This is a genomic window from Gottfriedia acidiceleris, assembly GCF_004138285.1.
Lineage (GTDB): Bacteria > Bacillota > Bacilli > Bacillales > Bacillaceae_G > Gottfriedia > Gottfriedia acidiceleris_A.
Genome location: NZ_SCFN01000001.1, coordinates 999,174 through 1,014,458 on the forward strand (window position 1 = coordinate 999,174; position 15,285 = coordinate 1,014,458).

The 15,285-nt window shown below is 30.8% G+C and carries 14 protein-coding genes and 1 pseudogene; 12 read left to right on the forward strand and 3 right to left on the reverse strand.

The annotated features are described in order from the left end of the window. Positions 1-87: 87 nt before the first annotated feature. Positions 88-822 carry a CDP-diacylglycerol--serine O-phosphatidyltransferase gene (pssA, locus tag EP747_RS04910; RefSeq protein ID WP_129688763.1) on the reverse strand — a complete coding sequence of 245 codons (735 nt, stop codon included), beginning with the start codon at positions 820-822 and terminating at the stop codon, positions 88-90. Positions 823-1,208: 386 nt separating this feature from the next. On the opposite strand from pssA, the gene EP747_RS04915 reads away from it, so the two are divergent. Then, on the forward strand, positions 1,209-2,840 hold the full coding sequence (locus EP747_RS04915; protein WP_129688764.1) for a peptide ABC transporter substrate-binding protein: 1,632 nt from the start codon (positions 1,209-1,211) through the stop codon (positions 2,838-2,840). 138 nt (positions 2,841-2,978) lie between these two features. On the opposite strand, the gene EP747_RS24145 is transcribed toward EP747_RS04915, so the two are convergent. Beyond that, positions 2,979-3,134, reverse strand: coding sequence for a hypothetical protein (locus EP747_RS24145; RefSeq protein WP_165346848.1), 156 nt, complete (start codon positions 3,132-3,134; stop codon positions 2,979-2,981). A gap of 670 nt (positions 3,135-3,804) precedes the next feature. Here EP747_RS24145 and EP747_RS04920 point away from each other — a divergent pair. The 10 genes from EP747_RS04920 to EP747_RS04965 all read left to right on the forward strand — a co-directional run bounded on the left by EP747_RS04920 (position 3,805) and on the right by EP747_RS04965 (position 12,862). Then, a complete protein-coding gene (locus EP747_RS04920; RefSeq protein WP_129688765.1) occupies positions 3,805-5,439 on the forward strand; it encodes a peptide ABC transporter substrate-binding protein in 1,635 nt (544 codons plus the stop codon). A 158-nt stretch (positions 5,440-5,597) separates the two neighbouring features. Then, positions 5,598-6,200 carry a DedA family protein gene (locus tag EP747_RS04925; protein WP_235832762.1) on the forward strand — a complete coding sequence of 201 codons (603 nt, stop codon included), beginning with the start codon at positions 5,598-5,600 and terminating at the stop codon, positions 6,198-6,200. Positions 6,201-6,269: 69 nt separating this feature from the next. Next, positions 6,270-6,455: a hypothetical protein gene (locus EP747_RS04930; RefSeq protein WP_129688766.1), complete on the forward strand. Its 186-nt coding sequence runs from the start codon at positions 6,270-6,272 to the stop codon at positions 6,453-6,455. A 187-nt stretch (positions 6,456-6,642) separates the two neighbouring features. Next, entirely contained in the window at positions 6,643-7,584 is a 942-nt protein-coding gene (locus EP747_RS04935; RefSeq protein ID WP_129688767.1) for a magnesium transporter CorA family protein, read from the forward strand. 69 nt (positions 7,585-7,653) lie between these two features. Next, positions 7,654-8,535, forward strand: coding sequence for a permease (locus EP747_RS04940; RefSeq protein WP_129688768.1), 882 nt, complete (start codon positions 7,654-7,656; stop codon positions 8,533-8,535). A 12-nt stretch (positions 8,536-8,547) separates the two neighbouring features. After that, on the forward strand, positions 8,548-9,444 hold the full coding sequence (locus EP747_RS04945; protein WP_129688769.1) for a TIGR03943 family putative permease subunit: 897 nt from the start codon (positions 8,548-8,550) through the stop codon (positions 9,442-9,444). Positions 9,445-9,661: 217 nt separating this feature from the next. Further along, the gene (locus tag EP747_RS04950; protein ID WP_129688770.1) at positions 9,662-10,012 is read left to right on the forward strand and encodes a hypothetical protein; all 351 of its coding nucleotides are present in this window, start codon (positions 9,662-9,664) and stop codon (positions 10,010-10,012) included. A gap of 246 nt (positions 10,013-10,258) precedes the next feature. Next, a complete protein-coding gene (gene spoIIP / locus EP747_RS04955) occupies positions 10,259-11,386 on the forward strand; it encodes a stage II sporulation protein P (protein ID WP_235832747.1) in 1,128 nt (375 codons plus the stop codon). A gap of 176 nt (positions 11,387-11,562) precedes the next feature. Further along, complete coding sequence (locus EP747_RS04960) at positions 11,563-11,946, forward strand: DUF3888 domain-containing protein (RefSeq protein WP_129688771.1); 384 nt, start codon at positions 11,563-11,565, stop codon at positions 11,944-11,946. A gap of 145 nt (positions 11,947-12,091) precedes the next feature. Continuing rightward, positions 12,092-12,862 (forward strand): oxalate:formate antiporter, encoded by a 771-nt coding sequence (locus EP747_RS04965; protein ID WP_129688772.1) that lies wholly within the window; start codon positions 12,092-12,094, stop codon positions 12,860-12,862. A 131-nt stretch (positions 12,863-12,993) separates the two neighbouring features. Here the strand turns inward: EP747_RS04965 and EP747_RS04970 are convergent, their stop codons facing one another. After that, complete coding sequence (locus EP747_RS04970; RefSeq protein ID WP_097979382.1) at positions 12,994-13,347, reverse strand: permease; 354 nt, start codon at positions 13,345-13,347, stop codon at positions 12,994-12,996. Positions 13,348-13,530: 183 nt separating this feature from the next. Between EP747_RS04970 and EP747_RS04975 the strand changes: the two are divergent. Next, a pseudogene (locus tag EP747_RS04975) lies at positions 13,531-15,211 on the forward strand (formate--tetrahydrofolate ligase). Positions 15,212-15,285: the final 74 nt, after the last annotated feature.

Consider the following 15,285-nt stretch of genomic DNA (forward strand, 5'->3'; position numbering starts at 1 on the left):
GTGCAAGAAAAATGAGATTTAAAAGGATTATTATATAAAAAAAAGTATGCTTTGATGAAAAAACAATGCATCAAAACATACTTTTTATTAAGACTTTCTTTTTAAACGAAATTTACGAGGTTTCTTATTTTCATCACTAGATTGCTTCTTTTTACTTTTGAAAAATTGAAAGAAAATAAAGAAGATGTAAAGCGGAATTGCTATATAAATAAAGAATGGCCACTGTTCTTTTTTAGCATGCCATACAAGATATAATGCGTATCCTAAAAAAATCGTAATAATTGTAGCATACTTAGGGATCGGAATATCTTTAAAACTTGGAATTTTAATTCTACTAACCATTAAGAATGCTAATGCAACAAAAACTGTAATGATGACAATTTGTGGTATTCGACTTCCAAATAATGTTAAAAAGGCAACAAGACCACCAGCTGCTGTAATTGGTACCCCAGTAAAATATTTTAATGATGTTGAAATTGGTGTTACATTAAATCGTGCTAATCTATATGCGCCAAACAGTGGGAATAAACCAGCAATTGCAAGACCAAAGATACCTTCAGTTGAAAATTGTGTACAAAATACCAAATAGGAAGGTGCAACTCCAAAAGTAACTATATCAGCTAAAGAGTCTAGTTCTTTTCCTAATTGTGATTGGACACCTAAAACTCTAGCAACTCGACCGTCCATACTATCGAGCATCATTCCTATTAAAATAAGAATTGCTGCATTTCTAAATTCTCCTTTAGCTGCAAAACCGATCGATAGAAATCCACAATATAAATTCCCTAGAGTAAATAGGTTTGGGATACTTTTTCTTATCATAAATTCACTTCCTAAAATTGATATAAAAAAATAGATATGTTCAAATTGATAAGATATATTATAACCCAAAATTTAGTAAGAATGGAAACTAATAATTAAGTTCATAAAATGTTTGTAGAATCGACATAAAAATTATAAAAAATTGCATTTTTTTGTATCAAAAAAATATGTGAATAGTAATACAATCATTTTGAACTACACTAAATTTAATAAAAAGTATGAAAATTGAACTAAGATTTATAGAAATTTTAACAAAAAAAATTAAATATTAAAAAAATACTTTTTTTTCTGAAAAGTTTGTAGTATATTGAAAAAGTAATAAGTGATTTTTCAGAAAAATAAGTAAATTACACAATGAATAATCACTAATATATGGAGGTGCTCTAATGAAGCGTAGATTAGCAACAACTGTTTCAAGTTTATTGGTACTAAGTACAGTACTAGCAGCTTGTGGCAAAGACACAGAAAAAACAGCAACTAACTCACAGAAGGATAAGAAGCAAACGTTAAGGTTAACTACAACTACTGAGATTCCTTCAATGGATTCAGCAAAAACTACTGATTCAATGTCATTTGAAGTTTTAGACAACGTAAATGAAGGTTTACTTCGTTTAGGAGAGGGTGACGAAGTAGTAGATGGAGTTGCTAAGAAAGATTCGGTTGAAGTTAGTAAAGATGGTTTAACATATACATTCCATTTACGTGATACACAATGGTCAAATGGTGAGCCAGTAACTGCTAATGATTTCGTTTATGGTTGGCAACGTGCTGTAGATCCAAAAACTGCATCTGAATATTCATTCATTTTATACTATGTGAAAAATGCTGAAGCAATTTTCAATGGAAAAATGCCAAAAGACCAATTAGGTGTGAAAGCACTAGATGATAAAACTTTACAAGTAACGCTAGAACAACCAACTCCTTATTTCTTACAATTAACTACTTTTGGAACATACTTACCAGAAAACCAAAAGTGGGTTGAGTCTAAAGGAGATCAATATGGTTTAGAAGCAAATACTCAATTATATAATGGTCCATTTACTTTAAGTGAGTGGAAGCATGAGCAAAGCTTTACATTAAAGAAGAACCCAAAATATTGGGACAAGGACTCAGTTAAATTAGATGAAATCAAATATAATGTAGTTAAAGATACTTCAGCTGCAGTTAACTTATATGAAAACGGTGATATTGATAAAGTAATGCTTGATTCTGAGTACGTTGATAAATATAAAAATGACCCTGAATACAAAACTCAATTAGATGCTCGTTTAATATTCTTCCGTTTCAATGAAAAACTACCAATTTTTAAAAATGCTAAAGCTCGTAAAGCATTTGACTTAGCATACGATAAATCAGCTATTACATCTTCTATCTTAAATGATGGTTCTAAACCTGCATACTGGTTAGTACCTTCTGAGTGGGTAAAAGGACCAGATTCAAAAGATTTCCGTGATCATAATGGTGACTTTAACAAATATAACGTCGAAGAAGCTAAAAAATTATGGGCTGAAGCTAAAAAAGAACTTGGTAAAGATACATTTGAGCTGAAAATGCTTTCTTATGATGATACAACTCGCAAAAAAGCTGCTGAGTATATCGCTGGTGAGCTTGAGAAGAACTTACCTGGTTTAAAAATTACTGTAGCTCCACAACCGTTTGAAATTAAACTTGATAACGAGAAAAAATTAGACTACGACTTCTCATTCTCAGGTTGGGGTCCAGACTATCCAGATCCAATGACATTTATTGATATGTTCATATCTAACAGTCCATTCAATGAAATGGCATACAATAATCCAAAATATGATGAACTTGTAAGTGCTGCTAAGAAAGAAGCAGACCCACAAAAACGCTGGGATGATATGATAGCAGCTGAAAAAGTAATTATGGATGAAGCTGGTATTTCACCAATTTACCAACGCGGCCGTGCATATTTAGAAAAAGATTCAGTTAAAGGTATTATTGCGCACAAATTTGGCGGAGATTTCTCTTACAAATGGGCATCTAACGAAAACTAATAGTATTAACAAAAAGAGAAGGGATCACCCTTCTCTTTTTTCAGAGTGTTGAAATATTGTAGTCAACATTGAAAAATACTAACATTAAATGAATTTATATAAAAAAATAATCTATTTATTATTGTTTTATCTTTCATCTTATTGATTAACAAGTGATTTTGGTTGATAGATAAATGTTTTAACTAACTTGCAAAAAATAAAATATCTTCTTTTTTGACGATCAATATTTGTAAAGATGTGTAAGTCATTACCATAAGTTACAATTTGATTTGTAAAGGATAATTCATTGTTCAATTGACTACTCTATTGTTTTTAAGATTATTATTTTTTATAAAGAACTTGATTGGAACGAAAGGGTGCCAGGCTCCTATGGGAGAAGCGGGAAGGCTAAAGACCCCACAGGCGACGCCGAGGAGGCTCAAGAATCTCGCCCCATGGAAAGCGAGCGCACTGTAGTGGAAATCAATATTTCACAACTTACTTATCAATAATCAATCCACAATTTAATTGACAACTCATGGTTTTAATTTCTTTTTTTATGTATAAGAGAAAGTGTAAAAGTAAATGTTAAAAGGTGTCCAGATGATCACTTTTTAGCTGGATACTGTTTTATTTTTTTGTTTGCAGGAAAAAAATTAAATTTAAAACTGATTTTTTTGAAACTTTTTAAAAAAAATATACATATTTGTCCAACTTTAAACATTTATTGAAATTGGGGCAATTATTAATAGTTTTGATTTAATATGCAAAAAAATACTTCAAAACGTAGTTTTTATTACAAAAAAGTAAAGATTTATTTAAATTTATTAATTTTTTTGAAAAAAATGTCGATTTTTTGTTGATATTTTCTAAAAAGTATGTAAAATAAAAAGTAAGAAGGTTATTAACTATTCGAACAATATAAATTGTTTGAATATTTTAATAGTTTTTAAGTCTAATTGTTTAATTTTGGGGAGGCAATCTAATGAAAAAGAAGGTATCGTATTTTCTATCTTTATCTGTTGCTGTGAGTATGCTTTTAACTGCATGTAACTCAGACAAAACAAATGAAGGTAAAAAAGAAACAGCAAAAGCAAAACCACAAGTATTGAACTTACTAGGCGGAGCTGAACTGCCAGGTTTAGATTCTAGTACTACTACAGATGCTGAATCTTTCAACGTTTTAGGTAACGTTATGGAAGGCTTAAACACATTAGGTAAAGATGATGCAGTACAACCTGGTATTGCAGAATCTTTTGATAAATCAGCTGATGGTTTAACTTATACATTCCACTTACGTGATGCAAAATGGTCTAATGGTGACCCTGTAACTGCTGGAGACTTCGTTTACGGTTGGAAACGTGCAGCAGATCCTAAAAATGCTTCTGAGTATGCGTTCATGATGAATGTATTACAAAACGGTGAAGATGTTACTACAGGTAAAAAACCAGTAGATCAATTAGGAGTTAAAGCAGTTGATGATAAAACTTTAGAAGTTACATTAGCTAAAGCAATTCCATATTTTGATTCTTTAGTAACATTCCCAACATTCTTACCACTAAATCAAAAGTATGTTGAATCTCAAGGTAAAAATTACGCTTTAGAAGCTGGTAACTTAATCTTCAATGGTCCATTTGAATTATCAGAGTGGAAACATGATGAGAGCTACAAGTTAGTTAAAAACCCTGATTACTATGATGCTAAAGACGTAAAATTAAAAGAAATCAACTTTAAAATCGTAAAAGATCCACAAACTGCTGTAAACTTATATGAGTCTGGTGAAGTTGACCGTGCTGGTTTAACTGCTGAGTTTGTTGACAAATATAAATCTAGCCCTGACTATGGAACAACTAAAGAGCCAACTGTATTCTTCTTACGTGTAAACGAATCGAAAAATCCAGCTCTTAAAAACGTTAACATCCGTAAAGCTTTAAATGAAGCATTTGACCGTGAAGCAATCACAAGCGTAATCTTAAATAACGGTTCAGTACCTTTATACGGTTTAGCTCCAAGTAACTTCTTAGATGCTAACGGTAAAGACTTCCGTGATGCTTCTGGACAACTTGTAAAATACGATCCAGCTGATGCGAAAACATTATGGGAACAAGGCTTAAAAGAAATCGGTAAGAAAGATGTTTCAATCGAATTATTAGGTTCTGATACTGAAACTAACAAAAAAATCAGTGAGTACCTACAAGGTGAATTCACTAAAAACTTACCAGGTTTAAAAATTAACATTAAATCAGTTCCATTTGCACAACAATTAGATTTAAACTCTAAGAAAGATTACGACATCTCATTCGGTGGATGGGGTCCAGACTACAAAGACCCAATGACATACTTCGATATGTGGACTAGTACAAGCCCATTCAACCAAATGGGATTCTCAAACAAAGAGTATGATAACTTAATCTCACAAGCTGGTGGAGAGTTCTTATTAGATCCAGCTAAGCGTTCTGATGCATTCTTACAAGCAGAGAAAATCTTAGTTCAAGACAATGCAGCAATTCTTCCAATTTACCAACGTGCTATTGCATACGTTATGAAGCCAAAAGTAACTGGATTAATTGAGCATGCATTTGGTGCTGACTACACTTACAAAAACATTGAAATTAAATAATTAAGAATTAATAAAAGGCTGTTCGATAGTCAGGTCACTGACTTGGACAGCCTTTTTTTATATGAAATAAGTTACTTTCAACCGAGTATTTCTTTATTTTGACATATTTTATCTTCCTATGTATTATCATTGTAGTACAAGTTGTTTTCGAGAGGGGGATCCTATTGACAAATATCATACATAATATATTAGAATTTTTTGCATCATTAGGATATTTAGGAGTAGCTTTAGGATTAATGATAGAAGTTATTCCGAGTGAGATTGTTTTAGCATATGCTGGTTATCTTGTAGCCGGAGGGCATATAAATTTTGTAGGTGCTTTAGTAGCAGGAGTGATAGGGGGAACTATTGCGCAATTGTTTTTATATTGGTTAGGTTATTATGGTGGCCGCCCTATCATTGAAAAATATGGTAAATATATTCTAATTAATAAGCATCACCTTGATTTAGCAGAAAAATGGTTTTCAAAATATGGTGTAGGAGTAGTATTTACGGCTCGCTTTATTCCAGTTGTTAGACATGCGATTTCGATTCCAGCGGGTTTAGCAAAAATGCCAATAAGTAAATTTACACTTTATACACTTCTTGCAATCATTCCTTGGTCTATACTATTTATTAAAATAGGTGAGAAATTAGGTAAAAACTGGGAAACTGCTAAAGAGGTTTTAGCTCCATATACCCCAATGTTAATCATTATCGCGATCGCCCTATTTGTTGTATATTTTTTAATAAAAAAATTAGTGGCAAAAGGTAGAAAATAAAATAAATATGATTTGTTTTACATGATATTACATATAATATGATAAATTTCAATTGGAAGGATGAATTTTATGTATTCTATGTCGTATGATGCATTAAAATCTGATCTATCAAATACTCTTTCAAATGTTCAAAATCAATTGACTACGGAAGATTATTCATTACATACAAAAGAGCAATTACAAAGTCAGTTAGAAGTTTATCAATACATTGATGAATTAAGTGATATGCATTATTTTTATAAAAGCGGATACTAAGAAATAGGTCACTTTAAGTGGCCTTTTTCTTTATTTGTGAATAGTATAAATGCTCACTAAAATAGCCACGCAAAAGCGCTTGATTATTAGAAAATGGACTTTCTTTTTAATAAAGGTTGAAACATATATAAATGTTTCGTATGCTATTATTGTGTAGTTTTTGTTTTAGAATTAGAGGTGAATTAAGATGCTAAATTTTTATCTTTCAGATGTACAAGGGAAACTAAATCAAGTCGATGTTATTGAGAAAGGTTGTTGGATCAATGCGATCAATCCAACAGAACAAGAAATTCAATATCTAGTTCAAAAATTAGACTTAGATTTAGATTTTATCAAAGACCCACTTGATGATGAAGAACGTTCAAGGATAGAGGTTGAAGGGGAACACACTCTAATTATTGTTGATATTCCAATTGTAGCTCATGATGATAATGGGCACACAATTTTTGATACAATACCAATCGGGATGATTATTTCATCTAGCACTTTTGTGACAATCTGTTTAAGTGAAAATCCAATCTTTGAACGATTTATTTACCAAAAAGTAAAAGGATTTTTTACTTTTAAAAAGACTAGATTTGCACTTCAACTATTGCATACGACATCATCATATTATTTACGTTATCTTAAACAAATTAATCGCAAAACAAATGAAATTGAAGCTGAATTACATCAATCTACGAGAAATCAAGAGTTATTTACTATGCTGAACCTTGAAAAAAGTCTTGTTTATTTTACTACTTCACTTAAATCGAATAAAATCGTCATGCAAAAAATTCTTAAAGGGAATATTTTAAAAATGTATGAAGATGATGAAGATTTATTAGAAGATGTAATTATCGAAAATAAACAGGCAATAGAGATGGCAGAAGTTTATAGTAATATCTTAAGTGGAATGATGAATACATTTGCTTCAGTTATCTCGAATAATTTAAATATTGTAATGAAATTTTTAACTTCTATTACAATTATTTTATCAATCCCAACAATGGTTTCAAGTTTTTATGGGATGAACGTTGATAATATACCATTAGCAAAAATACCACATGCGTTTCCAATCGTAATTGGTATATCTGCAATTTTATCAACAACAATTGCACTAATATTTTGGAAAAAAAGGTACTTTTAACTCACAAAGCCGCCGGTCATTCGGAGGTTTTGTGAGTTTTCATTTTTAAAAGTACATGGGAGAGAGATTATGAGTACGAATTTTTATCATTCGTTTTTACAAATGAATACGATCTTTATTTCGATTGTAGTCGAAGCATTACCATTTATTTTAATTGGTGTTTTTATTTCGGGGATCATTCAAATATTTATTACTGAAGAAATGTTATATAAATTAATACCAAAGAATAGATATAAAGCAGTATTAGTAGCTATTTTATTGGGATTTATTTTCCCAGGTTGTGAGTGCGGAATTGTACCAATTGTAAGTAGGTTGATAAAAAAAGGTGTGCCACACTATGTAGCGGTCGCGTTCATGTTAACAGGGCCGATCATTAACCCAATTGTACTGTTTGCTACATTTATTGCATTTGGTAATAATATTGAAATGGTTATTTATCGTGCTGGAGCCGCTATGATAATTGCTTATATAATTGGAATTGTATTATCATATTTAAAAATTGAGAATCCATTAAAACACGATTTAGTTACAATTCCAGTTGATCATTCAATTCCTGCTAGGAAAAAATTATGGAGTGTTTGTGTACATGCTATAGAAGAATTTTTCTCTATGGGTAAGTTTTTAATTTTAGGCGCATTTATTGCTGCATTCGTACAAACATTTATTCCAACTTCAACGTTAATGCATATAGGTAATGGACAAGTTGCTAGTATTCTAGTAATGATGGCATTAGCCTTTATTTTATCTCTTTGTTCTGAGGCTGATGCATTCGTAGCATCTTCATTTCAAAGTACGTTTTCTTTAAACTCAATTGTTGCGTTTATGGTTATTGGTCCAATGATCGATATAAAAAATACATTAATGTTATTCCAACATTTCAAAAGTAGATATGTATTCATTATTATTGGATTAGTTATTGTATTAACGTTTTTCACAACATTATTCATTTAAGGGAGAATCAATATGGCAAGAGCATATGTACTATTAGGATTTACCTTCTTTTTAATGCAATTGCATATTAAAGGTACGATCTCAAAATATATTAATATGAAATACTCTTATTTATCTCTGACAGCTGGGATATTATTTGCATTTCTAACTTTAATTCAAGTAATTCATACTTTAAGAACGAGTCATGATGAAGATGAACAGCATACCCACGATCATGACCACGACCATAGCCACCATCATGATCATAGTTGTGATCATACTTGTGTACATGGACATGTTCATAAAGAAGCAAAAGGTTTTAAAAAGTTTTTAAATGGCTTAGTTTTCATCTTTCCATTGTTTACAGGTATATTTTTACCAGTTGCAACATTGGACTCTACAATTGTACAAGCAAAAGGGTTTCATTTCCCCGTTTCAGAACCGGGTAATAATGATCCTTTTATGCAAAGGCAGTATTTAAAGCCTGATTTAAGTATTTACTATGGGCAAGAAGGATATCAAAAATTAATTAAACAAGAATCCAAAGAATATATTAATAAAAAAAGCATTGTCCTAAATGATTATGACTTTCTTAAAGGTATGGAAGTTTTATATGATGAGCCTGGAAAATATTTAGGTAAGCAATTAACTTATAAAGGCTTTATTTATCATGAAAAAGGATTAAAGAAAAATCAGGTTTTCTTATTTAGATTTGGAATTATTCACTGTGTTGCCGATTCCGGTGTATATGGAGTGCTAATTGATTTGCCTGATGGACAAACATTGAAAAATGATCAATGGATTGAAGCAACTGGTAATATACAACAAATGTACTATCAACCATTTAAAGTAAACATTCCTTATTTAGACGTCACAAAAATTAAGGAAATTCAACCACCAAAAGACGAGTATGTATACCGTAACAAATAAAATGAGCCTAATTGGCTCATTTTTTTTTACTTTTAGGATAAACAACTAACTATTTCTTATATAAATGACCATTTTTAAAATTTCATTTACCGAACTTGCATTAAAAATAGAAAAATAATATAAAAAACTTGTTCATATCTAGACATGTACACATTCAATATCTAAATTTCTACGTATGTTATAAATGTACAATAAATAATTATAGAGGTGTTCTTAAATGTGGGGATTTTGTGGTTGCAATCGTAGAAGAGAAAGAGAAGAAGTATCTCCAGCAAGAGATATGAGAGAGTTTGTTGAAGTTCGTAAACCATGTAAAGACTGTCATAAAGAAGATGACAGAGTAATGGCTGAAATGATGAATGAGATGAAAGAGATGCAAGAGATGAATGAAGTTGAACCTGCTATGACTGAGCGCAGAGGCTGTGGATGTGGAAGAAACAGAAGAAGATCAAATAACAATACTATGGTATCACCTGCAGAAACGTCATTCTGTCAAAGACAACTAGAAGCAGCAAGAAATGGTTGCATTGTGAATCCGTTAACTAACTTCAGTCGTTGCACTAGATAATTTAAGATTCAGAAACTTACTTGATATTTACAATATACGAACTTTTTTTCCGGAGGTGTCTTGAGACATCTCTTTTTTTATTTTTCATTTCTATTTCAAATATATCCATATCGGTAAGCTAATATTCTGGAGCAAAAGCAAAAATTTATTTCAAAAGTAAAAACACAATTTCGTTTTTAAATGATTTAATAATTTTTTCATTCTATTTTATAGGGCTTGTACATACGTTTTAGTAGAGGTGATTTAATGAGACAATCAATATATATAAAATCTATTAATCTTAAACGTGTAACGGCAAGTGTCTTTGTAGGCATTGTCTTATTATTTTTGTTAGCTAGTTTATTTGTGACATCAATGAAAAATACTAAATCATATTATGTACATCAATGGTTCGAAAAAATGAGCTATGAAGGATTTATTAAAGCGTTTGAATATGAAAATGGTCATTTTAAGTTAGGTGACGATGCCAATAAAAATGGACAACCTATCGGTAATATTCTTTTTTCATTTATTACCAATATTAGACTGTACGATCCAAAAAGTTTATTAGTACATGAAATATCAAGTATGACAAAATTCGAAAATAATATCTTAGTTGCTGGAGAAGGAATTGATTTTACGAATCTTCCAATAGAATCAAGCTTAACACTCGACGAAATTAACCAAGATCCAACTGTTAAAGATCCAGTGAATGAACCAATAAAAAATCCAACAAATCCACCATCAAAAACTACAAATGGAAAAGATGTCTTTTTTATTTACCACACACATAGCTGGGAATCATTTTTACCTTTAATCCCAGGTGCAAAATCGCCAAATCAAGCTTCTTCTCCAAAAGTAAATGTAAGCTTATTAGGTGAACGATTGAAAAAAAATTTAGAAGCAAATGGAATCGGTGCGATTGACGATAAAACAAATATTGGAGCTGAATTAACGAAAAGAAATTGGAATTGGGGAAGTTCATATAAAATGTCAAGATTGGTTGTACAAGATGCGATTAATCAAGATAAAGATTTAAATTATCTTATTGACATACATCGTGATGATCAAAGAAAAAATGTGACAACTACTGAGATTAATGGTCAAAAATATGCAAAGCTATACTTTATAGTTGGTGTAGAAAACAAAAATTATAGAAAGAACTTAGCGTTAGCTAAAGATATAAATAGTGAAATTATGAAATTTAACAAAGGTTTAACAAGAGGAATATTTAGTAAAAACTATAAACAAGGAAATGGCGTTTATAACCAAGATTTATCACCAAACTCAATATTAATCGAAGTAGGAGGAGTCGATAATACATTACCTGAACTTTATAGAACAATCGACTTGCTCTCAGATATCTTGAGCAAATACTATTGGGATCATCAATAGTGTAGTTAAAAAATAAAAAGAAGACCGAGAAAAGAAAAAACTTTTCATGGTCTTTTTTTTATTTTTCCTTAAAGTTTCTATGCCTAGTTCATTTAAACTCTCTTTCATAACCATCAGTAAATTGTAAAGAATAGATACTAAGTAATTTGTTAAAACCTTAAAATGGAGGATTAGATATGAAAAGAGGATTTATAATCATACTATTAATGTGCATAATTGCGACATCAAAACCGGCATATGCATTTGCAGTTCAAAATGAAGTATTAGAGGACGCGGTGTTATCAATCTTATTTCCTAGTATAAATAACCGCTTATATAAAATGTTCGGTCCTGGAGAACAATATAATTGTGCGACAATAACAAATATAAAAAAGAAATATAATGGTACATACGTATTCGGAGCAACAATTCAATTAATTGCATATAAACAAGATCAGCAACCACCTTACACTCTTGTTAAATTTAATTTTTCAAATGATGACGGAGAATGGAGTATTCGCTCCGTGACAAAAGAACCAATTCAAACAAAAACGACTTCTTTATGTAGACCTCCTGTATAACATTATTATTGAGGTAGTGCATGCGCGATTTTGGTAAAAAATGTAAAAAAATATTAGGTAAAAAGAATTAAATTTATCATTTTTGATGATAAATTTAGTATAAAGTATGATATGATAAAGAAAAAAATTAAAGGTGGCAATATCGTTGGCGGGAATTGATTCAATAAAGGAGATTATCTATATTTATGGTGATAACCATAATCATTGCTTTATAACATCAGGTATAAATTATAAAGAATTTGTTCAAGGACTTCCTTTTCCTCTTCAAAACATTCTTTTGCTAAAACACGATATTCAATGGTCCGAATTTAATTTAAATTCCTCTTTTTATTATGTTGAAAGAGAATATATTAATCAATTTATATTAGAGCATAGTGAACATGATGACCTTTGTTGGATCGATTTTGAAGAATTAGCAGATTTAGATGAGCTAGAGCCTAAAGAAATTGCAGAATTACTGTATCTTGCTCACAAAAAAGAACCATTACAAAAACCTTTTGTACCAAGATTAAACAATTCATTTGCATACATGAACATAAGTGATGGAATGTATCAAAAGGTTTATTATAAACGAACTAATGACTTTATTTTTATGCTATGTAATGTCATATCATATAAAATTACACAACTTCAGAGAAGAAGTTTAAATATATTTAATCGTTCAAAACAAATTAATCCAATCAATATTAAATTAATGTTGACTTTATACCCTTTAATGGAAGATGGATTAATCATTGATTTAAGTGAGAGAGTCGAAAATAGAAAGGTAATTGAAATCCCTATTTTCCGAGTTGATTTTTATTCTGGCGTAGATGAAATTTTAGAAAATGTCGAAGAGTATCGTGAACTCACAAATCATATTGCAAATTTAACTTATTCAAAAAAAGATGACGAATGGTCTGTAGTTCAAGTTTAAGAAAGATGATGAACAATGGAGTAAGTGAACGTTTGCGGGGGAAGTTAAATTGGCCTTTTAGGTCCTTTCAGTTTGTAGATGAATTCTGAAAGGACCTAAAAGGTCTTTTTTTGCTTTTCCTCAATTTATTTCTAAAGTATTGCACTTAAGACAATTAATAAATTATAGAAAATAGTTACAATAACCGAAAATAATCCAAATCCAATTGCTGTATATCCTAAAGTGGAATGACCTTTAGTTACAGAGTATATTCCAAGTGCAATTCCTACGATTCCAAATAAAACAGGCATTAAAAATAACGAAAATAGTGAAAAAAATAGAGCTACGTATCCAATTACAATTCCAGAGGCATGAGATTTATCTGAAGTTGTTTCCGAATAAAACACATTCCTTGTGGGATAAAACTCTGCACTATATTCTTCATTTTGATCCTTTGGTAAATTGTGATTACGTTTATGTTCTTTATGCTTTTTATGACGATACATATAATTACACTCCTTTCTTTTAATGCCTTACCTTTAGTATGTAACTTTGAATTCCATTGATAAGTAGAAAGTATTAGTAATTTTGAATGATATGATTAAAGAATTTTGAATTTTTAAAAATGAAATTTTTGTAAAATTGTGCTATAATTTTGATTATAATGAAGTGCAATTGGAGATGATTGAATGAGTCAAGTTAAGTCAGATTTAGAAATTGCTTTTGAATCAGAAATGAAAAAAATAACCGAAATTGCAGATAATTTAAATCTTTTTGATGAAGAAGTTGAAAACTATGGGCATTATAAAGCTAAATTGTCATTATCAATTTTAGACCGATTAAAAAAAAAATGAAGATGGTAAATTAATCTTAGTTACTTCAATCAATCCAACTCCTGCTGGTGAAGGTAAATCAACGGTAACTGTTGGACTTGCACAAGCTTTCCACAAAATTGGCAAAAATGCAATCGTTGCATTGCGTGAACCTTCTTTAGGGCCAACAATGGGAGTAAAAGGCGGTGCAACTGGAGGAGGCTATTCTCAAGTTTTACCGATGGATGATATTAATTTGCATTTTAACGGTGATATCCATGCCATTACTACGACGAATAATGCTTTAGCAGCATTTATTGATAATCATATCCATCAAGGAAATGAACTTGAAATTGATGTGCGTAGAATTACTTGGAAGAGAGTAGTCGATTTAAATGATCGTGCTTTAAGAAATGTCGTTGTAGGTTTAGGTGGTCCATCTGGAGGAGTACCAAGAGAAGATGGATTTGATATAACTGTTGCTTCTGAAATTATGGCAGTTCTTTGTTTAGCGACATCAATTCAAGACTTAAAAGAAAGACTTAAACGAATTGTCGTTGCCTATACAATACATAAAACTCCAGTAACTGTTGGAGATTTAAAAGTTGAAGGAGCTCTAGCATTATTACTTAAAGACGCAATTAAACCAAATCTTGTTCAAACCATTGAACACACTCCAGCAATTATTCATGGTGGTCCATTTGCTAATATTGCTCATGGTTGTAACAGTGTTATTGCAACTAAAATGGCTATGAAATTAGGGGAATATGTTGTAACAGAAGCTGGTTTTGGTGCAGATTTAGGAGCAGAAAAATTCTTAAATATCAAAACTAGAGCCTTAGGTGTTACACCTGATGCAGTCGTAATTGTTGCTACAATTAGAGCATTAAAAATGCATGGTGGAGTAAATAAAAATGAATTGACTAATGAAAACGCTTTAGCAGTTAAAGATGGGATTCAAAACCTAGAAAAGCATGTAGAAACAGTTCGCAAATTTAATGTGCCTGTTGTTGTAGCAATTAATAAATTTATTTCTGACTCAGAGGAAGAAATAAGTGTATTAAAACAATGGGGACAAGATAACGGCATTAAGATCGTTTTAACAGAAGTTTGGGAACATGGTGGTAAAGGTGGCGTAGAGCTGGCTGAATCACTTGTTAGTATGTTAAAAAATCCTAAGGAAAAATTTAATTATTTATATGAATTATCTGATTCAATTGAAAATAAAATAGAAAAAATTGCAAAAGAAGTTTATGGCGCAGACGGAGTGAATATTTCTCCTAAAGCCAAAAAACAAATTTTGGAATTTAATGAAAATGGTTGGGGCAACCTACCAATTTGTATGGCAAAATCTCAATATTCTTTATCAGATCAACCAAGTTTAGTTGGAAGACCTTCTGGTTTTAAAGTAGAAATAAGAGAACTTAAAGCATCAATTGGTGCAGGTTTTATAGTTGCACTAACAGGTAACGTAATGACTATGCCAGGTTTACCGAAAAAACCGGCTGCATTAAATATGGACGTGGATGAACTTGGCCGTCCAAAAGGATTGTTTTAATTAACTTAATAACATACTGAAAAGATACTCGCATTTGATGCGAGTTTTTTCAGTATGAGTTACTGTTACGGAGT

Bases quoted from the DNA above. Each gene is read 5' to 3' on its own strand.
- EP747_RS04915 (WP_129688764.1), top strand. From the start codon at position 1,209: ATGAAGCGTAGATTAGCAACAACTGTTTCAAGTTTATTGGTACTAAGT.
- EP747_RS04930 (WP_129688766.1), top strand. From the start codon at position 6,270: ATGTATTCTATGTCGTATGATGCATTAAAATCTGATCTATCAAATACT.
- EP747_RS04945 (WP_129688769.1), top strand. From the start codon at position 8,548: ATGGCAAGAGCATATGTACTATTAGGATTTACCTTCTTTTTAATGCAA.
- EP747_RS04920 (WP_129688765.1), top strand. From the start codon at position 3,805: ATGAAAAAGAAGGTATCGTATTTTCTATCTTTATCTGTTGCTGTGAGT.
- EP747_RS04960 (WP_129688771.1), top strand. From the start codon at position 11,563: ATGAAAAGAGGATTTATAATCATACTATTAATGTGCATAATTGCGACA.
- spoIIP (WP_235832747.1), top strand. From the start codon at position 10,259: ATGAGACAATCAATATATATAAAATCTATTAATCTTAAACGTGTAACG.
- EP747_RS04970 (WP_097979382.1), bottom strand. From the start codon at position 13,347: ATGTATCGTCATAAAAAGCATAAAGAACATAAACGTAATCACAATTTA.
- EP747_RS04950 (WP_129688770.1), top strand. From the start codon at position 9,662: ATGTGGGGATTTTGTGGTTGCAATCGTAGAAGAGAAAGAGAAGAAGTA.
- EP747_RS04940 (WP_129688768.1), top strand. From the start codon at position 7,654: ATGAGTACGAATTTTTATCATTCGTTTTTACAAATGAATACGATCTTT.
- EP747_RS04935 (WP_129688767.1), top strand. From the start codon at position 6,643: ATGCTAAATTTTTATCTTTCAGATGTACAAGGGAAACTAAATCAAGTC.
- pssA (WP_129688763.1), bottom strand. From the start codon at position 822: ATGATAAGAAAAAGTATCCCAAACCTATTTACTCTAGGGAATTTATAT.